At 73.2% G+C, this 21966-nt stretch carries 24 protein-coding genes; 13 read left to right on the top strand and 11 right to left on the bottom strand.

What is annotated here, in order from left to right:
* Positions 1-107 precede the first annotated feature (107 nt).
* From AC2H4J_RS22560 to AC2H4J_RS22535, 6 genes are all read left to right on the top strand, one after another.
* Positions 108-896, top strand: coding sequence for a hypothetical protein (locus AC2H4J_RS22560; protein ID WP_487467162.1), 789 nt, complete (start codon positions 108-110; stop codon positions 894-896).
* 86 nt (positions 897-982) lie between these two features.
* Positions 983-2788, top strand: a complete 1806-nt coding sequence (locus AC2H4J_RS22555; RefSeq protein WP_487467161.1) for a hypothetical protein — start codon at positions 983-985, stop codon at positions 2786-2788.
* Positions 2789-2864: 76 nt separating this feature from the next.
* On the top strand, positions 2865-3515 hold the full coding sequence (locus AC2H4J_RS22550) for a GNAT family N-acetyltransferase (protein ID WP_487467160.1): 651 nt from the start codon (positions 2865-2867) through the stop codon (positions 3513-3515).
* A 94-nt stretch (positions 3516-3609) separates the two neighbouring features.
* Complete coding sequence (locus tag AC2H4J_RS22545; RefSeq protein ID WP_487467159.1) at positions 3610-3951, top strand: YciI family protein; 342 nt, start codon at positions 3610-3612, stop codon at positions 3949-3951.
* Positions 3948-5174 carry an RNA polymerase sigma factor gene (locus AC2H4J_RS22540; RefSeq protein WP_487467158.1) on the top strand — a complete coding sequence of 409 codons (1227 nt, stop codon included), beginning with the start codon at positions 3948-3950 and terminating at the stop codon, positions 5172-5174. The genes AC2H4J_RS22545 and AC2H4J_RS22540 overlap by 4 nt, the downstream gene beginning before the upstream one ends.
* Positions 5175-5207: 33 nt before the next feature.
* Positions 5208-5924: a VOC family protein gene (locus tag AC2H4J_RS22535; RefSeq protein ID WP_487467157.1), complete on the top strand. Its 717-nt coding sequence runs from the start codon at positions 5208-5210 to the stop codon at positions 5922-5924.
* A 75-nt stretch (positions 5925-5999) separates the two neighbouring features.
* Here AC2H4J_RS22535 and argG read toward each other — a convergent pair whose 3' ends face one another.
* From argG to AC2H4J_RS22520, 3 genes are read right to left on the bottom strand one after another with little or no spacing between them, the layout of a single operon-like run.
* On the bottom strand, positions 6000-7448 hold the full coding sequence (gene argG / locus AC2H4J_RS22530) for an argininosuccinate synthase (protein ID WP_487467156.1): 1449 nt from the start codon (positions 7446-7448) through the stop codon (positions 6000-6002).
* A gap of 56 nt (positions 7449-7504) precedes the next feature.
* On the bottom strand, positions 7505-7945 hold the full coding sequence (gene arfB / locus AC2H4J_RS22525; protein WP_487467155.1) for an alternative ribosome rescue aminoacyl-tRNA hydrolase ArfB: 441 nt from the start codon (positions 7943-7945) through the stop codon (positions 7505-7507).
* Between the two features lie 4 nt (positions 7946-7949).
* Positions 7950-8996 (bottom strand): phosphotransferase, encoded by a 1047-nt coding sequence (locus AC2H4J_RS22520; RefSeq protein ID WP_487467154.1) that lies wholly within the window; start codon positions 8994-8996, stop codon positions 7950-7952.
* 88 nt (positions 8997-9084) lie between these two features.
* On the opposite strand from AC2H4J_RS22520, the gene AC2H4J_RS22515 reads away from it, so the two are divergent.
* Positions 9085-9420 carry an ArsR/SmtB family transcription factor gene (locus tag AC2H4J_RS22515; protein WP_487467153.1) on the top strand — a complete coding sequence of 112 codons (336 nt, stop codon included), beginning with the start codon at positions 9085-9087 and terminating at the stop codon, positions 9418-9420.
* Positions 9417-9899, top strand: coding sequence for an SRPBCC family protein (locus tag AC2H4J_RS22510; protein WP_487467152.1), 483 nt, complete (start codon positions 9417-9419; stop codon positions 9897-9899). Before AC2H4J_RS22515 ends, AC2H4J_RS22510 begins: the two co-directional genes overlap by 4 nt.
* Positions 9900-9929: 30 nt before the next feature.
* On the opposite strand, the gene yidD is transcribed toward AC2H4J_RS22510, so the two are convergent.
* Positions 9930-10421, bottom strand: coding sequence for a membrane protein insertion efficiency factor YidD (gene yidD, locus AC2H4J_RS22505; protein ID WP_487467151.1), 492 nt, complete (start codon positions 10419-10421; stop codon positions 9930-9932).
* Positions 10422-10452: 31 nt separating this feature from the next.
* Here yidD and mmuM point away from each other — a divergent pair, with 31 nt between their 5' ends.
* Positions 10453-11412 (top strand): homocysteine S-methyltransferase, encoded by a 960-nt coding sequence (gene mmuM / locus AC2H4J_RS22500; protein WP_487467150.1) that lies wholly within the window; start codon positions 10453-10455, stop codon positions 11410-11412.
* Here mmuM and AC2H4J_RS22495 read toward each other — a convergent pair.
* Complete coding sequence (locus AC2H4J_RS22495) at positions 11358-11702, bottom strand: VOC family protein (RefSeq protein WP_487467149.1); 345 nt, start codon at positions 11700-11702, stop codon at positions 11358-11360. The genes mmuM and AC2H4J_RS22495 overlap by 55 nt on opposite strands.
* A gap of 23 nt (positions 11703-11725) precedes the next feature.
* Positions 11726-12583, bottom strand: a complete 858-nt coding sequence (locus tag AC2H4J_RS22490) for an SDR family oxidoreductase (RefSeq protein WP_487467148.1) — start codon at positions 12581-12583, stop codon at positions 11726-11728.
* Positions 12584-12711: 128 nt separating this feature from the next.
* On the opposite strand from AC2H4J_RS22490, the gene AC2H4J_RS22485 reads away from it, so the two are divergent.
* Positions 12712-15252 (top strand): DEAD/DEAH box helicase, encoded by a 2541-nt coding sequence (locus AC2H4J_RS22485; RefSeq protein WP_487467147.1) that lies wholly within the window; start codon positions 12712-12714, stop codon positions 15250-15252.
* A 7-nt stretch (positions 15253-15259) separates the two neighbouring features.
* Here the strand turns inward: AC2H4J_RS22485 and AC2H4J_RS22480 are convergent, their stop codons facing one another.
* Both AC2H4J_RS22480 and AC2H4J_RS22475 read right to left on the bottom strand, forming a co-directional pair.
* Positions 15260-15763 carry a SixA phosphatase family protein gene (locus AC2H4J_RS22480; RefSeq protein ID WP_487467146.1) on the bottom strand — a complete coding sequence of 168 codons (504 nt, stop codon included), beginning with the start codon at positions 15761-15763 and terminating at the stop codon, positions 15260-15262.
* 31 nt (positions 15764-15794) lie between these two features.
* A complete protein-coding gene (locus AC2H4J_RS22475; protein ID WP_487467145.1) occupies positions 15795-16505 on the bottom strand; it encodes a hypothetical protein in 711 nt (236 codons plus the stop codon).
* A 186-nt stretch (positions 16506-16691) separates the two neighbouring features.
* On the opposite strand from AC2H4J_RS22475, the gene AC2H4J_RS22470 reads away from it, so the two are divergent.
* Genes AC2H4J_RS22470 through AC2H4J_RS22460 form a run of 3 tightly spaced genes read left to right on the top strand, consistent with a single transcriptional unit; the run spans position 16692 to position 18853 of the window.
* Entirely contained in the window at positions 16692-17243 is a 552-nt protein-coding gene (locus tag AC2H4J_RS22470) for a dihydrofolate reductase family protein (RefSeq protein WP_487467144.1), read from the top strand.
* Between the two features lie 60 nt (positions 17244-17303).
* On the top strand, positions 17304-18089 hold the full coding sequence (locus tag AC2H4J_RS22465) for a sulfite exporter TauE/SafE family protein (protein ID WP_487467143.1): 786 nt from the start codon (positions 17304-17306) through the stop codon (positions 18087-18089).
* The gene (locus AC2H4J_RS22460) at positions 18086-18853 is read left to right on the top strand and encodes a sulfite exporter TauE/SafE family protein (protein WP_487467142.1); all 768 of its coding nucleotides are present in this window, start codon (positions 18086-18088) and stop codon (positions 18851-18853) included. The genes AC2H4J_RS22465 and AC2H4J_RS22460 overlap by 4 nt, the downstream gene beginning before the upstream one ends.
* 43 nt (positions 18854-18896) lie before the next feature.
* Here the strand turns inward: AC2H4J_RS22460 and AC2H4J_RS22455 are convergent, their stop codons facing one another.
* The 3 genes from AC2H4J_RS22455 to AC2H4J_RS22445 all read right to left on the bottom strand — a co-directional run bounded on the left by AC2H4J_RS22455 (position 18897) and on the right by AC2H4J_RS22445 (position 21961).
* Positions 18897-19430 (bottom strand): hypothetical protein, encoded by a 534-nt coding sequence (locus AC2H4J_RS22455; protein WP_487467141.1) that lies wholly within the window; start codon positions 19428-19430, stop codon positions 18897-18899.
* A 98-nt stretch (positions 19431-19528) separates the two neighbouring features.
* The gene (locus AC2H4J_RS22450; protein ID WP_487467140.1) at positions 19529-20242 is read right to left on the bottom strand and encodes an HNH endonuclease family protein; all 714 of its coding nucleotides are present in this window, start codon (positions 20240-20242) and stop codon (positions 19529-19531) included.
* A 48-nt stretch (positions 20243-20290) separates the two neighbouring features.
* On the bottom strand, positions 20291-21961 hold the full coding sequence (locus AC2H4J_RS22445) for an alpha-amylase family protein (protein WP_487467139.1): 1671 nt from the start codon (positions 21959-21961) through the stop codon (positions 20291-20293).
* Positions 21962-21966 lie beyond the last annotated feature (5 nt).

Below are 21966 nucleotides of genomic sequence, written 5' to 3'. Positions count from 1 at the left end.
GTGTTCGGGGAAGCCGGGTTGCGTGTCCCTCACGGTTGATGACCCCTGTGGTGAGGCCGCCGCTCGCCGGTGTGCAGGACCGGCGCGCCACCGACGAAGATCACGGGGTGACCGCATCCGAGGAGACCGTGACCGGCCGCGCCCTGGTCGAGGCCGGGAGCCCCGTGGCCGGTTCGATGAGCCGGGCCGCGGCCACCGTGGTGTTCGAGCCTGCCGCCGCGGCGGTCCGGGTGGACGAGCAGTTCGCCCGCTGCCTGCGCTCGGTCGCCGAGGAGGCGGCGTCGCTGACCGTGCCCCGTGAGCGGGTGCGGGCCGGCGCCGTCCTGGCCTTCGCGGTCGAGTACTCGGCCACGCTGTCCGCCAACGGTCGCCCCACACGCTCCGACGACTGGTTCGCCCCGCGCACCGGCAACCGGTCCGTCGCCGAGGAGGTCACCGAGTCCGTCGTCGCCGCGGCCCGCCGCTCGACCGACGAGCGCCGCGTGCGCCACCTCGGCTATCTCCTCGCCGAGACCGCCGTCTCCCCCGACCTCGACGCGGACCTCGTCGCCCGCGCACTGCGCGTGGCCGAACCGCTGAGCTGGCGCCAGCTCGCCCTGCTCGCCGGGGTCGGCCGGCGCGACCGGGTGCCGCTGCCGATGGCTCCCCTCGAGGACGATCCGCGGGCCTGGGCCGCGTGGGCCGCCCGCGAGGACGTCGCCGACCTGCAGCGCGCCGGACTCCTCGACCCGCCGGTCGCGGGCCCGCGCCCGGGCGCAACGCTCCCCCGCCCCCGCATGGCCGACCTACGGCTGACCCGACGCGGCGTACTGGTGCACCGGCTGCTGGTGCTCGACCTGCTGCACGACGACGCCGTCGCCGCGGCGCTCGCCGCTCTGGGCCTCCCCCGCTCCTGATCCCGGCCGACGGTCCGTGCGCGAACCGTCGTGGGTGCCACCACTGCCGCGAGGAGGACAGTGGCGGACGGCGGAGGGAGCCGGAGATGCGGAGTCGGGACGCGGACGCCGTCGCGCGCCTGCTCCCCCGCCTGACGCCCCTCGCGGTGCTCCTGGCCGACGACGCCGACGGTGCGGTGCGGCTGCTGATCACCGCGCTGCGCGCACCCCGGGCGATGCGCGGACCGGACGACGCGATGCGCGCCCTCGTCCGGGCCGCGGTGCACCCGCCGCGCTGGGCGGCCGAGCAGGTGATCGAGTCCCGGCGGGCGGCCGGACCGAGCGACGACGACCCCGCGCTGGCCGCCGCCTGGCGGGCACTCGACGTCCGCGATCGATCCGCCATCGCCCGAGCGCACCTCGCCGGGCTCCCGGTCGAGCACGGCGAGCCGGACGCCGGGTCGGCCATGGGCCGTCTCGAGGCCCTCGTCGCCCGGCACGACGAGGACGAGCGGCGGGAGCGCGACCGGACCGCCGTCCTGTACCGGCGCCCCGGATCGGTCCTCGCCCCCGAACCAGCCCCGCCGGACCTCCGCGAACGGCTGTTCCGACTGGCGACAGGCCGACCGCTCCCCGAGCACGCGGCCGAGACGATCGGGGCCGCGCTCGGCGTCGTGGCGCACGCCCGCCGACGACGCCGGGAACTCGTGGCAGCCGGTGTCGTCGTCGCCGCGGCGCTCGCCGCGGTGATCCCGTTCCTGCCCCGCGGAGCAGAGACCCCGAAACCCGCCAGTGTGTACGCCGGGCCGACCCGCGGCTCACTCGCCGGGGACGAGGACTTCCTGCGCTCGATCGCCCGCTCCGGATGGGACCGGGCGTCGCAGACCCCGGGTCCCCGGCGGGTCGTCTTCGCCGGCGACGTCCCGGGAGATCGCTGGGCACTCGTCGCCGCCGGAGGCACTCCGTCCCGCCCCGCCACCACCGCCTGGTTCGCCGGGCCCGCCAATTCCCCGGCCGACCGGCTGGAGCTGCTGTCGATCCGCGTGGCACCGGATCCGGCGGAGCCGGTGTCGGTGGTCGATCCGCAGACGGGCGCCCTCGTCGTGGTCGCGGCGTCCGGCGACCGGATCCGCGTGTCCGACCGGCCGGAGATCACGGCCGGCGGCTCGATCAGGCGCAGCTTCCGGAGCATGCCCACGTCGCGCGGCGTGGTCGCCGTCAGCCTGGCGCCGATTCCGCAGGCCACGGTCACCGCCGTCCGCCTCCAGGTGGATCGCGGCGACCGCCGGCTCGGCGTGCCCCCGCCGACCGTGGTCGCGGAGCTCGGCCTCCCCGCGCGCGCCGTGCCGGTCACCCGATTGCGGCCCGCGCCCCCCGCTGTCCGCGGCGACGAGGCCGTGGCTCCGCGGCTGCGCGCCGTGCTGGGTCAGCTCGGCGAGCCGGTCGGCGACACCCCGGTCACCGAGCTGTGGTCGGGCGACCTCCCGGGCCCGAACGACCAGCCGGCCCGCTTGTCCGTGGTCGCGATCCCGCAGCCGTCCGGAGCGGTCGTCGTCACGACTCCCTACGGCTACGCCGCGGATCTGACCGGCCGGGCCGGCAGCTCGTGGTGCGGCACCGGCATCCTGCCTGCCGGGGTTCCGCTGCCGCAGCGGGTCGTCGCCGTGGTCTGCGACCTCAGTGATCTGAGCGAGGACCCGGAGATCTCCCGTTTCCTCGTCGTCGTCGCGCCTCCCGGCGCCACGTCCGTGCGGCTGCTCGATGCCACCGGCGCCGTGCTGAGGGAGCGCCCACTCGGCGAGGGGGTCGCCGTCGTCCGCTCCCCCGGGGACGTGGCTGAGGTGTCGGTGGCCACGGCGGACGGCGGGACGACGTCCGCCATTCCACTGGCCGACGCCGACCTCACCGGCTGAACCCCGGACGACGGTTTGTGCACGAACCGTGGCTGGGCTCGTCGGCGGTCAGGTGGCCGGGTGGTCGAATGGGGACGTGACCGGCCGCCGTCCCACCGTCCAGCGGATCGACGACCCGGACGAGGAGGGCCCCGACGTCCGGCTCGCCGAGCAGCGCGACGTCCCCCGGATCGCCGCCACCGTGACCGTCGCGCTGGCCGACTCGCGGTGGACCCGCTGGGCCCTGCCGGACGACGGCCGCATGCAGCGGCTGACCCGGCTGCACGAGCTGGACGCGGGGCACCGCGGTGTCTCGACGCGGAGCGCCTGGGTCACCGACGACGTCGCCGCGGTCGCGGTCTGGGAGCCGCCCACCGGAACCGCTCCGCTGCCCGCCGACGTGACCGCGGCGCTGAGCCGGGAACTCCCCTACCTCGCCGCCGACCGCTGGACCGCCGTCCGGGAGACCGCGGCACTCGTCGACGGCGCTCGTCCGACCGGGCCGCACTGGTGGCTCGCCCACCTCGGCGTCCGGCCGTCCTCGCGGCGGCGCGGCCTGGCCGCGGCGGTGCTGGCGCCGGTGATCGTCCGGTGCGACGCCGAGGGCACGCAGGCGGCGACCGCCGTCTTCAGCTGGGCGAACGTCCGCTTCCTCCGCGGCTTCGGCTTCGAGGTGACCGCCGAGCTCCGGACCAGCGACGACGAGCTCCCGCTGTGGGTGCTGGTGCGGCAGCCTCTCCCCCGCTGAAGACTTCTTCCGCGGACCTGTCGATCCCGGCGCGCTCCGTTCGTACAGGGGGTGAGCGACCGGTACCGGCCGGCGCCGACCCGAGGAGGACGAGATGGCCCAGTACCTGCTGACCGTGGTGGAACCGACCGGAGTCGGCGAGCCCGAGCCCGAGTCGCTCGAAGAGATCATGAAGGACGTCGGTGCCGTCGACCAGGACATGCGGGACAAGGGCGTCTGGGTCTTCGCCGGCGGCCTGTACCCGCCGGACCGCGCCACCGTTCTCCGCCCGACCGGCGCCGACGTCCTCGTCACCGACGGGCCGTTCGCCGAGGGGAAGGAGCACGTCGGGGGTTTTTCGATCATCGACGTCGACGACCTGGACGCCGCCCTCGACTGGGGACGTCAGCTGGCGCGCGCGACGACGCTGCCGGTCGAGGTGCGCCCGTTCCGGTGACCGCCCCGGCCCTGGAGACCGTGTTCCGCGAGCACTACGGGCGGGCGGTCGCCGTCCTGGTCCGCCTCCTCGGCGACATCGACGCCGCCGAGGAGGCGGTGCAGGACGCCTTCACCACCGCCGTCGCGCGCTGGCCGGCCGACGGGGTACCGCCCAGCCCGGCCGGCTGGATCATCACGACCGCCCGCAACCGGGCCATCGACCGACTGCGGCGCGAAGGATCACGTGCGGCCCGGTACGCAGAGGCCGAGCTGCTCCGGAGCGACCCGGAGCCCGCGGAGGGTGGCGCCGTGCCCGACGACCGGCTGCGTCTCGTCTTCACCTGCTGCCACCCGGCCCTCGCCCTGCCGGCGCAGGTCGCGCTCACCCTCCGGCTGCTCGGCGGCCTGACCACCGCGGAGATCGCGGCAGCGTTCCTCGTGCCCGAGTCGACGATGGCCCAGCGGCTGGTGCGGGCGAAGGCCAAGATCCGCGACGCCCGCATTCCGTACCGGGTGCCGAGCGAGGCGGAGCTGCCCGACCGGCTGCCCGCGGTGCTCGCCGTCGTCTACCTGATCTTCACCGAGGGCCACCACGCATCGTCCGGCGCGCGGCTGATCCGCGACGACCTGTGCGCCGAGGCGATCCGGCTGGGGCGGCTGCTGGCCGGGCTGATGCCCGACGAGCCGGAGGTCATCGGCCTGCTGGCGCTCATGCTGCTCACCGAGGCTCGCCGTCCCGCCCGGCAGACGACGGACGGCGACCTCGTGCTCCTGTCCGACCAGGACCGGAGGCTGTGGGACCGCGGGCTCGTCGCCGAGGGCCAGGAGCTGGTACGGCAGTGCCTGCGCCGCAACCAGCCGGGGCCGTACCAGATCCAGGCGGCGACCAACGCGGTGCACAGCGACGCCCCGACCGCCGCGGACACCGACTGGGCGCAGATCGTGGCGCTCTACGACCAGCTCATGGTGCTGGCCCCGAGTTCGGTCGTGGCGCTCAACCGGGCCGTGGCGGTAGCCGAGGTGGAGGGCGCGGCCGCAGGCCTCGCGCTCGTGGACGGCCTGGAACTCGCGGGCCTTCCGCTCTTCCACGCCATCCGGGCCGACCTGCTGCGGCGGCTGGGCCGCGACGGCGAGGCAGCGGCCGCTTACGACGCCGCGATCGCGCTCACCGGCAACGCGGCGGAACGCACCTTCCTCGAGGGGCGGCGCGCCGCCCTGATCGGGGGACGACGCAGCCGCTGAGAACTGTCGGAGGGACGCGGCACCATGCCCCCCATGACCGCAGCCGCACGCCTCGAACTCGTCGCCCTCGACGCCGCCGACATCACGGCGCTCGCGTCGTTCTACTCGGAACTCACCGGTGGGGAGGTCGTCCGCGACGTCGGCGACTGGATCACCCTCCGGCTGGTCTCCGGGCAGGAGATCGCCTTCCAGCGGGCTCCCGACCACGTGCCTCCGCAGTGGCCGGGCCAGGAGCACCCCCAGCAGTTCCACCTCGACCTGCTCGTCGACGGGCACGAGGCCGCGGCGGCCCGCGCGGTCGAGTTGGGCGCGACCCGGCTGGCCGAGGGGCCGTCCTGGATCACGCTCGCCGATCCGGGCGGCCACCCCTTCGACCTGTGCCAGCGCGACGGCGTCGGCCCGGCGATGGACCTCTACGCCGTCACCCTCGACGCACCCGACGCCTCGGCGCTGGCACGGTTCTACGCGCAACTGCTGGAGCTGGAGGTCGGCTACGAGGGCCCGGAGGGAGCTCTCGTCTCCGGCGGGCCGACGTCGCTGATGGTGCAGCAGATCAGCGACTACAACCCGCCGCAGTGGCCCGATCCCGCGCGCCCGCAGCAGGCCCACCTCGACGTCATGGTCGACGACCTGGACGCCGGTGAGCAGCGCGCCCTGGCCCTGGGCGCGACCCGGCTGGACGGTGGCGGCGAGACGTTCCGCGTCTTCGCCGACCCGGCAGGCCACCCGTTCTGCCTGACCGCCGGCTGATCCGGGCTCAAACAGCGAGCGTTGTCCGGCCCGCAGCCATTCCGGCCGGGATTCTGGCCGCGTCCGGGCCAACGCTCAGTCGGTACCCGCCTCCATCGCGGCCCGGTCGAGCAGCTCGTCGGTGGCCGACACGGTCCCGCGGGAGGCGATGGCCTGGGCCCCGCCGGCCTCCGAGGCGTCGATGAGTCCGGTCGAGGCGGCCTGTGCGGCGCCGATGGAGGTGGGGGTCGCCCCGCCGACCATGCCCATGGCGGCGTACTGCTCCAGCTTGGCCCGGGAGTCGGCGATGTCGAGGTTGCGCATCGTCAGCTGGCCGATCCGGTCAACGGGGCCGAAGGCCGAGTCCGCCGTCCGCTCCATGGACAACTTGTCCGGGTGGTAGCTGAACGCCGGGCCGGCGGTCTCGAGGACCGAGTAGTCCTCACCGCGCCGCAGCCGCAGGGTCACCTCGCCGGTGACGGCCATGCCGACCCACCGCTGCAGCGACTCGCGCAGCATCATCGCCTGGGGGTCGAGCCAGCGGCCCTCGTACATCAGGCGGCCGAGTCGGCGGCCCTCGTTGTGGTAGTTGGCGAGGGTGTCCTCGTTGTGGATCGCGTTGACCAGCCGCTCGTAGGCGACGTGCAGAAGGGCCATGCCCGGGGCCTCGTAGATGCCCCGGCTCTTGGCCTCGATGATCCGGTTCTCGATCTGGTCGGACATGCCCAGTCCGTGCCGGCCGCCGATCGCGTTGACCTCCAGTACCAGGTCGACCGGCGACGCGAACTCCTTGCCGTTGACCGTGACCGGCCGGCCGAACTCGAACCCGATGGTCACGTCCTCGGCCGGGATCTCCACCTCGGGGTCCCAGAAGCGGACGCCCATGATCGGCTGCACCATCTCCACGCTGGCGTCCAGGTGCTCCAGCGCCTTCGCCTCGTGCGTGGCGCCCCAGATGTTGGCGTCGGTCGAGTAGGCCTTCTCGGTGCTGTCCCGGTAGGGCAGGTCGTGCGCGACGAGCCACTCCGACATCTCCTTGCGCCCCCCGAGCTCGGTGACGAAGGCGGCGTCCAGCCACGGCTTGTAGATCCGCAGCGCCGGGTTGGCCAGCAGCCCGTAGCGGTAGAACCGCTCGATGTCGTTGCCCTTGTAGGTGGAGCCGTCGCCCCAGATCTGGACGCCGTCCTCCAGCATGGCGCGCACCAGCAGCGTGCCGGTGACCGCGCGGCCGAGCGGGGTGGTGTTGAAGTAGCTGCGCCCACCCGAGCGGATGTGGAAGGCGCCGCAGGTCAGCGCGGCCAGCCCCTCCTCGACGAGCGCGGCGCGGCAGTCGACCAGGCGGGCGAGTTCCGCGCCGTAGGCGGTGGCCCGGCCGGGTACGGACGCGATGTCGGGCTCGTCGTACTGCCCGATGTCGGCCGTATAGGTGCAGGGGACGGCGCCCTTGTCGCGCATCCACGCGACCGCCACGGAGGTGTCGAGGCCGCCCGAGAAGGCGATCCCGACGCGTTCGCCGACCGGCAGGGAAGTGAGAACCTTGGACACGTGGACGAGTATGCACGATGATGCATGGCCATGCAGAAGCGGGGCGGCCGCTCGCCTCAGTCCCAGGAACGGCGCTGCTTCTTGAGCTGACCGCGCTGCTTCTTCGCCTCGATCCGGCGCTCCTGAGAGCCACGGGTCGGCTTGGTCCGGCGTCGGCTCGGCGGCGGAGGCGCGAGGGCGGCGCGGAGGACGGCGGCCAGCCGTTCGCGCGCGGCCTGCCGGTTGCGCAGTTGCTGACGGTGTTCGCTGGCGGCGATCGTCAGGACGCCGTCGACCAGGCGATTCCTCAGGCGCGCGGCCAGTCGCTGCTGCTGGTGCTCGGTGAGCCCGGGCAGCTCGAGGGGCGCGATGGACAGTTCGACCCGGGAGTCGGCGGTGTTGACGCCCTGACCGCCGGGCCCGGACGAGCGGGAGAAGCGCCAGTTGAGGGCCGCCGCCGGCACGACGAACGAGCCGGTGACCGGCAGGTCTCCGGCCGGGTCGTCGGTGGCCGCCATGCGGTCAGTCTCCCGGACGCCCGGCGGGAGCGGGCTCCGGCGCGGTCAGGATGCCCGGTTCGAGGTACTCGGCGATCCACCCCGGGACGGCGTCCCACCACTCGGTGCGCTCACCGGGATGCACGCCGCGCAGGATGCGCCGCCAGGTCAGCGCTCGCGGCAGCGGGGCGATGTGGAGCGCGACGTCGACGAGCTCCCGGAGTTCGGCAGGGCTGCCGTAGCCGGACCAGGGGTCGAGATAGGCATCACGCAGGCGCGCCAGGACGGCGTCCCCGGGCGGCACGTCCAGCGCCCGGGCGACCACCCGGAGCGGCACGAGCAGGCTCAGGAACGGGTGGGCGACGGTGGCGTCACCCCAGTCGAAGAATCGGTACCGGCTCATCCCCACGAAGACGTTCGCGTCGTGCAGATCGTCGTGCTGCAGCGAGGCCGGGATGCCCGAGTCCGCCAGGCGCCGGCACAGCACGCGGTAGCGGGCCTGGTCGGCGACGAGCCGGTCCCGCTGCTCGGAGGCGAGCCCGCCGGGACGGTCGAGCAACAGCGACTCGTCGTCCGCCAGCAACTCGACGACCTGCTCGGGCAACCGGTCCGGGCGCAGGTCCGGGACGCCGAGCCCGACGATCTCGTCGGCGTGCGGCACCAGTTCGACCTGCAGCTGGGCGTAGTCGCCGAGCATCGCCTCCCACGCCGCGACGGATCCCGCCCCGCCGGCCTCGCGGAGGGTCGGGCCCCCGTCGGGCAGGAGCATCAGTCGCCGCTCCCGGTGCACCGCCAGCGGCACCAGGACGTGCTCGGGCGCCCACTCCCCCAGGGCGCCGAGGAGCGCCGGCTCCTGGGCCGACCCCGGGCCGACCGACTTCAGCCAGACCGCGCCGCCCCGCACGGGCAGCCGGAAGGCCGTCGACCAGGCGCGCACGTGTGGCTGCTCGGGCGCGCCGAGGACGGACAGCCCGCGCTCGGCCAGCCGCTCGGCCGCCCAGCCCAGTGCGGCGGCGCGCCACGCCTCGTCCCGCCACGTCGCGACGCCGGTCGTCGGGGAGTCCGTGCTCACCCGGGCACGTTAGGCGACGGGGATCGCCGGGCGCATCGGAATTCAGACGTCTTGACTCCCGTGATGCGTAAGAGAATGCTTACCGTTCATGAACACTTACCGAGCCGAGGACCGCTGGGCCGCGCTCGGTGACCCCACCAGACAGGCCATCGTCGCGGCGCTCGCGGACGGCCCGCGTGCGGTCGGCGAACTCGCCGCCCGGCTGCCGGTGAGCCGCCCGGCGGTGTCCCAGGCACTCAAGGTCCTCAAGGAGGCCGGCCTGGTCACCGAGCGCGCGGCCGGGACGCGACGCATCTACCGGCTCGACCCCACGGCCGTGGCCGCACTGCGCGACCAGCTGGACACCTACTGGAACAGGGCCCTCGCCAATTACGGCGAGGCCGTGGAGAACCACGTCACCGAAGGTCCGGAGGAGAAGTCATGACCCAGGCAGCGGACACGGTAGTGCGCCTGCAGACCGTGGTGGAGGCGCCCATCGAGACGGCCTTCGCCGTCTTCACGGAGCGCTTCGGCGACTTCAAGCCGCCGGAGCACAACCTGCTCGCGTCCCCGATCGCCGAGACGGTCTTCGAGCCCCGTGTCGGCGGCTCCATCTACGACCGCGGCGAGGACGGCAGCGAGTGCCGTTGGGCGCGCGTCCTGGTCTACGAGCCGCCGCGACGGGTCGTCTTCAGCTGGGACATCGGGCCGACCTGGCAGCTCGAGACCGCGGTGGAGAACACCAGCGAGGTCGAGGTCACCTTCACCGCCGACGGGCCCCGGCGCACCCGCGTCGAGCTCGAGCACCGCAACCTCGATCGGCACGGGCCCGGCTGGGAGTCGGTCAGCGACGGCGTCGGGCACGACCAGGGCTGGCCGCTCTACCTCGACCGGTACGCAGCGCTGCTCACAGGCACGGCGTGACCCGGCCTCGCCTGACGGAGCCCGGGTGGCTCAGGCCCCGGGGACGGGGTCCGGGCCACCCGCGGCCCCGGGCCGGCAGCGGACGAGCCGCCGCACGGTGAGCCAGGCGCCACGGCGGGCACCGTGCCGTTCCAGCGCCTCGACCGCGTAGGCCGAGCACGACGGCTCGTACTTGCACACCGGCGGGCGCCTCGGGCTGATCTCGCGCTGGTAGACCCGGATGGCGGCGATCATCCGGTCGGCCAGGCGGCCGTGCGCCGCGCCGCCGTCGGCGTGCACGTGCCGGCAGGCGGAGGGGGCCACGAGGAACAGGTTGTTGCCGCAGCCGATCATCTCGGCGAGGCAGCAGCCGGCGTCCAGGAGCAGCAGGTCACGGAGGCAGGAACCGCCGCCGCCGTACCCACGGCGGTAGCCGTAGCCGGGGCCCGGCCCGTAGCCGTATCGCGGTCCGTAGCCGTATCGCGGTCCGTAGCCGCCGTATCCCCGCCGCCGGCGTCCGCCGCTCCTCCAGATGAAGACCATGCCTCGCCTGTACCGCGGGAGGATGGCGCCCATGCGTTCCCTGGCTGCGGCGTTGGCCACCGGGCCGGTCGTGCTGGACGGCGGGCTGTCCACCGAGCTCGAGGCCCGCGGCTCCGACGTCGGCACGGCGCTGTGGTCGGCCCGGCTGCTGCGCGACGACCCCGCGGCGGTCGTTGCCGCGCACGCCGCGTTCGCCGCCGCGGGCGCGCAGGTGGCGACGACCGCGAGCTATCAGGCGACCGTCGAGGGATTCGGTGCGGCAGGGGTGGAGGCCGCCCAGGCGCGTCGGCTGATCGCCTCGTCGGTGCGGCTCGCCCGCGAGGGGCAGGGCGACGGATGGGTCGCCGGATCGGTGGGCCCCTACGGCGCGATGCTCGCCGACGGCTCGGAGTACACCGGTGCCTACGCCGACCGGATGGGGGTGGCTGACCTCCGCGCCTTCCACCGCCCGCGCATGGAGCTGCTCGCGGGAGCCGGCGCCGACGTCCTGGCCTGCGAGACCGTGCCCGCCGCTGCCGAGGCCGAGGCACTGATCGCCGAGGCGGAGACCCTGGGTTTCCCCGTGTGGCTCTCGCTCACGACGGTGATCGGTGCGGACGGCGCCGTCCGCACCCGGCGGGGCGAGCGTGCGGCCGACGTGTTCGCGATGACGGCGGACGTCGACGCGGTGATCGCCGTCGGCGTGAACTGCACCGCGCCGGACGCCGTCGGTCCGTCGGTCGCCGCCGCCGCGGCCGCCGGGAAGCCGGTCGTCGCCTATCCGAACAGCGGCGAGGGCTGGGACGCGGCCGCGCGCCGGTGGACCGGTGACTCCGGGGTGTCCCCCGCCGCCGTCCCGACCTGGGTGGAGGGCGGCGCCCGCCTGGTCGGCGGCTGCTGCCGGGTCCGACCCGCCGGCATCGCCGCGATCGTGCGTGCCGTCGGCGCAGGGAGCAGTCAGGAGTCGGGGCCGCCGCCGAAGCCGATCTCGTTCCCGTCCGGATCGCGGTAGGTCACCTTCCGCACGCCGTTCGCATATGTCTCACGCTCGGCAGGTTCGATCCCGCGATCCGAGATGGCCGTGACCCGCGCGTCGAGGTCGTCGACGAAGAGGGTCTGCAGCGCATGGCCGGCATGCTCGGCGCGCACCTCGATGTACACGTACCGGTGGTCGGCGACCTCCCAGACCGCCTCGACGTCGTTCGGCAGGAAGCTCGGCTCCGCGCCGAACAGCCGTCCGTACCAGAGCACGGCGCGCTCGTAGTCGCTGACCGAGACCCCGGCGAACAGGTCGATCGTCACGACCGGACCCTAGCGACGCCCACTCAGAGGATGGGCTTGCCACCCGTCACCGCGACGCGGGCGCCGGACACGTACGAGGCCTCGTCGCTGGCCAGCATCACGTAGACCGGCGCGAGCTCCGCCGGCTGCCCGGCCCGGCCCAGCGGCACCTGCTCGCCGAAGCCCTCGACCTTCTCCTCGGGCATCGTCGCGGGAATCAGCGGCGTCCAGATCGGGCCGGGCGCGACGCTGTTGGCCCGGATGCCCTTCTCGGCAAGCAGCTGGGCAAGCGAGGCCGTGAAGTTGGCGATGCCGGCCTTCGTCATCGCATACGGCGCGAGGTTCGGGCTCGGGTTGTCGGAGTTGACCGACGACGAGTTGATGATCGAGGCACCCGGCTGCATGTGGGGGATGGCGTCCTTGCAGAGGATGAACATCGCCGTCAGGTTGGTCGCGACGGTGTAGTCCCACTCGTCGTCGGACACCTCGTCGAGCGAGTCGTGGCTCATCTGGAACGCGGCGTTGTTGACCAGGACGTCGACCCGGCCGAACTCCTCGACCGCCCTGGGGATGATCGTCTTGCAGTGGGTCCGGTCGGAGATGTCCCCGGGCACCAGGACGCACGTGCGACCGGCCTCCTGGACGTACCGGGCGGTGTCCTTCGCGTCGTCGTGCTCGTTGAGGTACGAGATCAGCACGTCGGCCCCCTCCCGGGCGAACGCGATGGCGACGGCCCGGCCGATGCCGCTGTCGCCGCCGGTGATGACGGCGGCCTTCCCGGCCAGTCGGCCGGAGCCGCGGTAGCTCTCCTCGCCGTGGTCGGGCTTCGGATCCATCTTGCCGAGGACGCCGGGGACGTCCTGCTTCTGCGCGGGCTGCGATTCGGGACGGGGCTCGGACACGGGGCCTCCTGCGGTGCCGGCTGCGCCGCCTGGGTTCGACGGTCCACCGGCCCTACCCGGGCACCAGGCCCCGGAACCGGACCGCCTCGTCGGGAACGGAACCCGCGTCGGGCACGCTGTCCCTCACGATGACCGCCCTTCCCCTCCTCGACGACGCCGCCGACCTCGCCGCGCTCCGCGCGAAGGGCGACGACCCCGACCGGCTGTTCGCCGACTTCGCCGCCTGGGCCGAGGCGAACGGCACGGTGCTGTACCCGGCGCAGGAGGAGGCGCTGATCGAGCTGGTCAGCGGCGCGAACGTCGTCCTCGCCACCCCGACCGGGTCGGGCAAGTCGCTGGTCGCCACCGGCGCGCAGTACGCGGCGCTCGCGGCCGGACGGCGCAGCTACTACACCGCGCCGATCAAGGCCCTGGTCAGCGAGAAGTTCTTCGCCCTCTGCGGCGTCTTCGGCGCGGCCAACGTCGGCATGCTCACCGGCGACGCGGCGGTCAACCACGACGCCCCGATCATCGCCTGCACCGCCGAGGTGCTGGCGAACATCGCCCTCCGGGAAGGCGCCGAGGCCGACATCGGGCTCGTGGTCATGGACGAGTTCCACTTCTACGGCGACCCCGACCGCGGTTGGGCGTGGCAGGTGCCGCTGCTCGAGCTGCCGAAGGCGCAGTTCCTGCTGATGAGCGCGACCCTCGGTGACGTCTCGTTCCTCCGCGAGGACCTCACCCGCCGCACCGGGCGGACGACGGCGCTGGTCGCGAACGCCGAGCGGCCGGTGCCGCTGCACCACTCCTACGCCACGACGCCGATGCACGAGACGATCCAGGACCTGCTCGACACGAAGCAGGCGCCGGTCTACGTCGTCCACTTCACGCAGGCGTCGGCGCTGGAGCGGGCGCAGGCGCTGATGAGCGTCAACGTGTCCACCAAGGAGGAGAAGGCCGCGATCGCCGACATGATCGGCGGCTTCCGGTTCTCCTCCGCCTTCGGCACCACGCTGAGCCGGCTGGTCCGGCACGGCATCGGCGTGCACCACGCCGGGATGCTGCCCAAGTACCGGCGGCTGGTCGAGCAGCTGGCCCAGGCCGGCCTCTTGAAGGTCATCTGCGGTACCGACACGCTGGGCGTCGGGATCAACGTGCCCATCCGCACCGTCGTCTTCAGCGCGCTGAGCAAGTACGACGGCACCCGAACCCGGCTCCTCCAGGTGCGCGAGTTCCACCAGATCGCCGGGCGGGCCGGACGGGCCGGCTATGACACGGCCGGCACGGTCGTCGTCCAGGCGCCGGAACACGAGGTGGAGAACCTCAAGCAGTTCGCAAAGGTGTCCGACGACCCGAAGAAGCGCCGCAAGCTCGTCCGCAAGAAGGCGCCCGAGGGCATGGTGCCGTGGAGCGAGGCGACCATGAACCGGCTGATCGAGTCGGAGCCGGAGAAGCTGACCAGCCACATGCGGGTGACGACGGCGATGATCCTGGACGTCGTCGACCGGCCCGGTGACCCGTTCGTCGCGATGCGCCGGCTCCTGACGGAGAACCACGAGCCGCGGAAGCGGCAGCTGCGGCTCATCCGCGAGGCGATCGGGATCGCCCGGTCGCTGCTGCAGGCGGGCGTCCTGGAACGGCTGCCCGAGCCCGAGCCGGACGGGCGGCGGTACGACCTGACGCTGGACCTGCCGGAGGACTTCGCCCTCAACCAGCCGCTGTCCACGTTCGCGCTGGCCGCCATCGATCTGCTGGACGCCGAGTCGGACAGCTACCCCCTCGACGTCGTCAGCGTCATCGAGGCGACGCTGGACGACCCGCGGCAGATCCTGGCCGCCCAGCTGAGCAAGGCCAAGGGCGAGGCCGTGGCCCAGATGAAGGCCGAGGGCATCGAGTACGACGAGCGGATGGAGCTGCTCGAGGAGGTCACCTACCCCAAGCCGCTCGAGGAGCTGCTCGGGCACGCCTTCGAGGTGTACCGGCAGACGAATCCGTGGGCCGCCGACGCCCAGCTGTCGCCGAAGTCCGTCGTCCGGGAGATGTGGGAACGGGCCTTCACCTTCCGCGAGTTCGTGAACACCTACGGGCTGACCCGCTCCGAGGGCGCGGTGCTGCGCTACCTGTCCGACGCGTTCAAGGCGCTGCGCTCCGGCGTGCCGGCCGCCGCGCGCACCGAGGAGGTGACCGACCTCGTCGAGTGGCTCGGCGAGCTGGTGCGGCAGGTGGACTCCTCGCTGCTCGACGAGTGGGAGTCCCTCACCAACCCCGACGAGGGCCCGGTGGCCGAGGTCGCCGTCCCCGCGCGCCCGCGACCGCTCACCGGCAACGAGCGGGCGTTCACCGCGATGGTGCGCAACGCGCTGTTCCGCCGTGTGGAGCTGTTCGCCCGCCGCCGCTGGTACGACCTCGGGCTCCTGGACGCCGACTCCGGGTGGACGTCGGAGCGCTGGGAGGACGTCGTCCGCGCGTACTTCGCCGAGCACGCCGAGGTGCGGACCGGCGCCGACGCCCGCGGGCCGGCCTTGCTCATCGTCGACAAGTCCGAGCCCGGGGTCTGGCGGGTGCGGCAGATCCTCGACGACCCGGCCGGCGACCACGACTGGGGCTTCGACGCCGAGGTCGACCTGGAGGCGTCCGACGAGGAGGGCGCGGCGGTCATCCGGATCGTCGACGCCGGCCGCAAGGACTGACCGCTCGTCAGTCGCCCGGGACGGCGAACTCCTCCAGGGTCGCGCCCCCGAGGACGAGGTCGGCGAGAGTCCCCTCGAGCCGGAAGATCGCCACCGCGCCCGTCGGGAACCCCGCGTGCAGGTCCCGGCGCGCGGACTCGCTCCCCGAACCGTCGTCGAGTCCGAACGCCAACTCGCCCACCGACGGGTTGTGTCCGACGACGGCGACGGACTCCACGTCGTCCGGGATCTCCGCGATCACTTCGAGCAGCGCCTCGACCGTGTTGTCGTAGATCCGCCTGTCGAGGGCCGGCTCGCGGTCGTCGCCCAGCGGCTCCGCCGCCGCGGTCCAGGTCTGCTGCGCGCGCAGCGCGACCGAGACCAGCACCCGGTCGGGAGCGCCGCCCCGGTTCCGGAGCCACGTCCCGATCGCGCGGGCGGCGCGCGCGCCGTGATCGGTCAGCGGCCGCTCGCGGTCGGGCGACGCCTGGGCCGCCTGAGCGTGACGGATCAGGAACAGTCGGCGGGGCATCGGCCGAGTCTGGCAGCCGACGGCGCAGGGCTCAGCGCGGTGCGTCGCGGCGACGCTTCACCGTCACCCTCGGCACCGTGAGCATCGCCTTGAGGGCACCGAGGACGCCCAGCCCTGCGACAGCCACCGCCAGCCACATGCCGGTGCCGAACCGATCCACGACCCAGCCCGTCCGGGCCACCCGGAACAGGACGGCCGTGCACACCCCGGCCGCGAGGAACAGCGCCAGCACGCCGGCGACCCGGTGCGTCCGCGCCGGGAGGAACAGCAGCACGCCGAGCAGCAGGAGCAGCGCGCCCCCGATGACCACGGCCGGCGGCTCCCACGCACCGCTGCGGCCGATGCCCCCGAAGTCCCCTCCGACCGCGGCCAAGCCGCTGCGCACCAGGGTCGACCCGGTCTCGGGGGCACCGGCACGCCACGGCAGCAGCAGGCTGCCGGCGGCGGCGAGTCCCGCCAGGACCAGGGTCATGCCCGCCAGCGGGTCGGCGCGGGGCAGCGCCACCACGCGGACGTGGTGTTCCAGCGTGGTCCCCGGCGGCGCTGAAGGCTCCAGAACCGGAAGCGGTCCGCTCGCCGTCTCGTCCACCGGGAAGCCCAGGATCGTCGGCTCCTCCGCGGCGATCAGCCGGGCCGGGGGGAGGCCGGGCACGGTGTGCTCCGGCTGGAGACGGAGGCTGTCGGTGGCCGGCGCGATCCTGCGCGCCGGTCGCCGGCCGAACAACGACTGCCGCTGGACCATCGGTTCCTCCGACGCGGGCGCGGGGAGGCGCCCTCGTCATGAGGGTAGGGCGGAACGAGGCTGCCGGGCGACCTATGGGAACTGTTGTTGGACGTAATCGTGACCTGCCGGCGTGTCGATGACTTCGGCCGGCTGGCACGGTCTGCAGTGCAGCCCCAGACCGACGACCGAGACGAGGAGACGCCCGTGGGCACGATCAAGGTGCATGAGTTCCTGAGCCTGGACGGGGTGTTCGAGAACCCCAGCTGGACCGCCGAGTTCGGCTTTCCCGAAGGCATGGGCCAGGCGATCGGCTCGTTCACCGCGACCAGCTCGGCCATCCTGCTCGGCCGCCGGACGTTCGAGATGTTCGCCCCCGCCTGGTCCACCCGATCGGTCGAGGACGACCCCGGCGTCCCGTTCTTCAACGACACCCCCAAGTACGTCGTCTCCTCCAGCCTCGCCTCGGCCGACGCGTGGCAGAACTCGACGATCCTCGGCGGCTACGACGCGCGGGCCGTCGCCGAACTCAAGGAGACCGCCGGCGACATCTACATCAGTGGCAGCGGCACCCTGGTGCGGGCGCTGGTGGCCGACGGCCTCGTCGACGAGCTCCACCTGTTCGTCTACCCCGTCGTGCTGGGTGCCGGCGCGCGCCTGTTCCCGGACGGCACACCACGCACGTCGCTCACGCTGGTGGCGCACGAGGCGTTCGAGAACGGCGTCCTGCACCTGACCTACGCCCCCACGGCGGGCTGACCGCCCCGGCCGGCCGACGGGCGGCCACCCCGTCGTGCGACGCTGCCCAGCGATGGAGGCATGACGGGGTGGCAGATGGTCGCGGTCGCGGCGGCCGGGTTCGCCGCCGGTGGCATCAACGCCGTCGTCGGGTCGGGAACTCTCGTCACCTTCCCGGTGCTGCTCGCCGTCGGTCTGCCGCCCGTGAGCGCCACCGTCTCCAACTCCCTCGGCCTGGTGCCGGGAAATCTCACCGGCGCGATCGGCTACCGCCGTGAGCTGGCCGGCCAGCGGCGCCTGCTGGTGCGGCTGCTCCCGGCCTCGGTGCTCGGCGCGCTGACCGGCGCCTTCCTGCTCCTGCACCTGCCGGCCTCCAGCTTCGAGGCGATCGTGCCGGTGCTCGTCGGCCTGGCCGTGGTCCTGGTCGCCACGCAGCCACTCATCCAGAAAGCGCTGCGCGCCCGCCGACCGGCCGGGGACGACCACGCGGAGCAGCGGGTCGGACCGGGGCGGCTGGCGGCGCTGTTCGCCGGCGCTTACGCCACCGGAACCTACGGCGGCTACTTCGCCGCCAGCCAGGGCGTGCTGCAGATCGGCATCTTCGGACTGCTCCTGCGCGAGTCGCTGCAGCGGCTGAACGCGATCAAGAACGTGCTCACCACCGCGGTCAACGGCGTGGCTGCGGCCGCGTACGTGGTCGTCGCGACCGACCGGATCGACTGGCGGGCGTCGGCCCTCATCGCCGTCGGCGCGATCGCGGGTGGCTACACCGGCGCCCGGTTCGGTCGACGGTTGCCCTCGGCGATCCTGCGGACGGCGATCGTGCTCCTCGGCCTTGTCGCGATCGTCGTGCTGGTGCGGCGATGAGCCCGCTCGAGTTCGGCTTCCTCGTGCTCGCCGGCGTCGGCGCGGGACTGACCGGCAGCATCGCGGGCCTGGCCTCGCTGATCAGCTATCCGGCCCTGCTCGCCATCGGCATCCCGCCGGTCACCGCGAACGTCACCAACACCGTCTCTCTCGTCCTCAACAGCGTCGGGTCGGTGAGCGCGTCCCGTCCCGAGCTCACCGGCCAGGCCCGGCGCCTGTTGCCACTCGCCGTCGCGGCGGTGCTCGGTGGTGTGACCGGCGCCGTCCTCCTGCTGCTCACGCCGTCCGGTGCCTTCGAGCGGATCGTGCCGTTCCTCATCGCCGGGGCGTCCGCCGCGATCCTGGTGCAGCGCCCGCCGCGCGAACTCGCCGCCGAGGGGCACCGCGACCACCCGGTGCCCCGGGACCCGTGGTGGCTCGCGGCGGGCACGTTCGCCATCGCCATCTACGGCGGCTACTTCGGTGCCGCCGCCGGCGTCCTCATGCTGGCCATGTACCTCCTCGGCACCGGCGAGACGCTGCCCCGGGGCAACGCGATGAAGAACCTGATCCTCGGCGTGGCCAACTCGGTGGCGGCCGTCGGCTTCGTGCTCTTCTCCTCCATCGCCTGGTCGGCGGCGCTGCCGCTCGCGATCGGCCTGTTCGTCGGCGGGCGCCTCGGGCCGCGGGTGGTGCGGCGGGCCCCGCAGACCGCCCTGCGACGGGTCATCGCCGTCGCAGGGCTCGCCCTCGCCGTCCGCCTCGGCTTCCAGGCCTTCACCTGACCGGTCGGATCAGCTGTCGCTCACAGCTGCCGGCGCGGGTCGGTCAGCGGACGACGTAGGCCGCCAGGAAGAGCACGAACGCGCTAGCACCGAGCAGCAAGCGGGCCGGGGTCAGGCCGTTGAGCAGGCCGGCGGTGGCCTCGACCAGGGCCGGCCGGACGACGGCGTCGCGGGACCGCTGCCGCATCATGCGCACCTCGTCGGCGAGCAGCACGCCCGAGGTCCCGAGCAGCCCGAGGCCGAGAACGACGAACGTCAGCGCCAGGCGTTCGACGAAGCGGTCGGCGGTTCCGGCCAGGAACAGGACGGCCACCCCACCGACCACCAGGCCGAGCAGACCACCGGCCACCGGCGCCCATGGACCCATCACCGTCAGCGGCCCCCGTCTCGGCATCCGGGGCCTCGGCCGCACGGTCACCGGGGCCGTCGGCTGCATGCCGGGAACCATGTCGTGGTCCGCCGCGATGTTGGGCTCCGGCGCCTGCGTCGCGGGCTCGGGGGTCGGGTCGGCATTCGGCCGGATCACCGGGATCTCGGCGGTTCCGGTGCCCAGGGTCGTTCCGTTGCGTTCACTCATCGCTGATCACCTCGTACCCCACGCTAGGCGGCCCGGCACCGCAGGGACGGCAAGGCTCCCCGACGGACCACTCACGCACGGTGATGCCGCGCCGGGGCTCAGCACGTGGCCAGCAGCGACTGCAGCGCGCCGGATTCGGCGGGTGTCACCGCGAGCGCGTAGCGGCTCTTCACGGTGACGATCACGGTGGCGTACGAGCAGCCGTAGGTGGGGTCCTCGGGCACCCACTCGTCGGCCGTGGAGTCGCCCTTCGCCGAGTTCTCCTCCCGGGTGGTCGCCATCAGGTTGTTCAGGTCGTTGGCGAACGCCTGACGCTTCTCGGCGGGCCAGGCGGCCGCACCCTGCACCCACGCCGCGGCCAGCGGGACGACGTGGTCGATCGGCACCTCCGCGGCGTCCGCCTTCGCGAAGGTCACCGTGCGCCCGGTGTACGGGTCGTCGAGCACGCCGGCGGTCACCACGCAGTCGTGGGTGCCCTCGCGCACCTGCACCTGGGTGAGGTCACGGTGCAGCACGTCGTTGCGCTGGTCGCAGCCGTTGTGGTCGACGTCGGCCCAGGCCGGCCCGAACACGCACCCATCCCCCTGGCCGCAGCCACGCTCGTACCCGTCCAGCGGGCTCTTGTCGGCCACCGGAAGCGCGGCGAGCGCGGTCACCGCGGCGGCGGGGTCGAGCGTTCCCCGGGGGACGTCGCCCTGACCGACCGAGTTCAGCGTGGGCTGCGCGGGCCCCTCGACCTGCCAGTCGGACGTGCAGCCGGTGAGCGCGAACAGGACCGTGAGGAGCAGGAGACTGGCCCGGGAGGTGCGCACGTCCCGACGCTACGAGCGGTCTCCGACGGTTCCGGGGACCGACACCCTTCACAGCAGCCGGCGGCTGCCCTCGCTCACCACCCGCAGCCAGCGGTAGCCGTAGCCCTCCAGCGCCAGCTCCACGGTGCCCTTGTCGGTGATGGGCGTGCTGCGTTCCTCGAGGAGGTCCTCGAGGTGGTGGCTGCTGTCGCAGCCCTCGAGGGTCAGCGGCACCGTGGCGGGCTCTGCGCCGAGGTTGTGGACGGCGACCATGGTCCCGTCCTCCCAGCGGCACAGATGGGCCAGCACCGCGGCGTGCGGCTGGTCGAGCACCTCGAAGGTCCCCCAGCCCAGTTCCGGGCATTCCCGGTAGCGGCGGATGAGCCGCTTCATGAACGACAGCAGCGAGTCGGCGTCGCGGCGCTGGTCGGCGACGTTCACGAACTCCGGGCCGAAGCCGCCGGTGGCCAGTGGCCGGCGGAGCTTGCGGGGCGGCGCCTGGGAGAAGCCCCCGTTCACCGCCGAGCTCCACTGCATCGGCGTCCGCACGGCCATGCGGCCCTCGAGCTCCGGGTTCTCGCCCATCCCGATCTCCTCGCCGTAGAAGAGCACCGGGGTGCCGGGCAGCGAGAACAGCAGGCTGTGGACCATCCGGATACGCCGCGGGTCGCCGTCCAGCATCGGCGCGAGCCGGCGCCGCAGCCCCCGGCCGTAGACCTGCATCGAGGGATCCGGCCCGAAGGCGGCGAACACCTCGGCGCGCTCGGAGTCGGTGAGCTTGTCGAGGGTCAGCTCGTCGTGGTTGCGCACGAAAGTGGCCCACTGGTTGTCCGGCGACACCTCCGGCCGGTCCAGCAGCGCCGTGGCGAGGGGCGCGGCGTCGCCGCGGGCCAGCGACAGGTAGAGCGCCTGCATGGCCAGGAAGTCGAACTGCATCGTCAGCTCGTCGCCCTCCGGCCCGCCGAAGAACACCGCCTGCTGGTCGTGCGGCAGGTTCACCTCGCCGAGGATGACGCCACCGTGCACCCGCCGGCCGAGGAACGCCCGCAGCGCTCGCATGAACGCGTGCGGGTCGGGGAAGTCCTTCTGGTCGCCGCCGACGGTGTCCAGGAAGAACGGGACGGCGTCCATGCGGAATCCGGACAGACCCAGCTGCAGCCAGAAGCCCATCACCTTGGCCACCTCGTCGCGGACCTTGGGATTGGTCACGTCGAGGTCGGGCTGCTCCTTGTAGAAGTGGTGCAGGTACCACTCCCCCGTCGGCTCGTTGAACTCCCAGATGCTGTTCTCCGCGTCCGGGAACACGACCTGGTCGCTGGTGTTCGGCGGCTTGTCACTGCGCCAGACGTAGAAGTCGTGGAACGGCGCGTCCTTGCTCCTGCGGGCCGACCGGAACCACGGGTGCTGGATCGAGGTGTGGTTGACGACCAGGTCGGCGATCACCCGGATGCCCCGGTCGTTCGCCGTCCGGATGACCTCGACCAGGTCGCCGTGCGTGCCCAGCCGCGGGTCGACGCCGAAGAAGTCGGTGATGTCGTAGCCGTCGTCGCGGTCGCCGGTCGGATAGAAGGGCATGAGCCACAGGCAGGTGACGCCTAGGTCGTGCAGGTAGTCGATGCGCTGAGCCAGACCGTTGAAGTCGCCCATCCCGTCGTCGTTCCAGTCCATGAACGTCTGGACGTCGAGGCAGTAGATGACCGCCGTCTTCCACCACAGGTCCGACGTGTCCGTGATCTTCACGACGC

The sequence above is a fragment of the Blastococcus sp. OS1-29 genome (assembly GCF_057628075.1).
The sequence above is the reverse complement of the archived record's forward strand: the minus strand, read 5'-3'. Positions and strand labels throughout refer to the sequence as shown.

Coding starts and splice junctions, on each gene's coding strand:
- yidD (WP_487467151.1), bottom strand. CDS start 10,421: ATGGTCTTCATCTGGAGGAGCGGCGGACGCCGGCGGCGGGGATACGGC.
- mmuM (WP_487467150.1), top strand. CDS start 10,453: ATGCGTTCCCTGGCTGCGGCGTTGGCCACCGGGCCGGTCGTGCTGGAC.
- AC2H4J_RS22555 (WP_487467161.1), top strand. CDS start 983: ATGCGGAGTCGGGACGCGGACGCCGTCGCGCGCCTGCTCCCCCGCCTG.
- AC2H4J_RS22510 (WP_487467152.1), top strand. CDS start 9,417: ATGACCCAGGCAGCGGACACGGTAGTGCGCCTGCAGACCGTGGTGGAG.
- AC2H4J_RS22545 (WP_487467159.1), top strand. CDS start 3,610: ATGGCCCAGTACCTGCTGACCGTGGTGGAACCGACCGGAGTCGGCGAG.
- AC2H4J_RS22465 (WP_487467143.1), top strand. CDS start 17,304: ATGACGGGGTGGCAGATGGTCGCGGTCGCGGCGGCCGGGTTCGCCGCC.
- AC2H4J_RS22515 (WP_487467153.1), top strand. CDS start 9,085: ATGAACACTTACCGAGCCGAGGACCGCTGGGCCGCGCTCGGTGACCCC.
- AC2H4J_RS22485 (WP_487467147.1), top strand. CDS start 12,712: ATGACCGCCCTTCCCCTCCTCGACGACGCCGCCGACCTCGCCGCGCTC.
- AC2H4J_RS22455 (WP_487467141.1), bottom strand. CDS start 19,430: ATGAGTGAACGCAACGGAACGACCCTGGGCACCGGAACCGCCGAGATC.
- AC2H4J_RS22460 (WP_487467142.1), top strand. CDS start 18,086: ATGAGCCCGCTCGAGTTCGGCTTCCTCGTGCTCGCCGGCGTCGGCGCG.
- AC2H4J_RS22480 (WP_487467146.1), bottom strand. CDS start 15,763: ATGCCCCGCCGACTGTTCCTGATCCGTCACGCTCAGGCGGCCCAGGCG.
- AC2H4J_RS22475 (WP_487467145.1), bottom strand. CDS start 16,505: ATGGTCCAGCGGCAGTCGTTGTTCGGCCGGCGACCGGCGCGCAGGATC.
- arfB (WP_487467155.1), bottom strand. CDS start 7,945: ATGGCGGCCACCGACGACCCGGCCGGAGACCTGCCGGTCACCGGCTCG.
- AC2H4J_RS22535 (WP_487467157.1), top strand. CDS start 5,208: ATGACCGCAGCCGCACGCCTCGAACTCGTCGCCCTCGACGCCGCCGAC.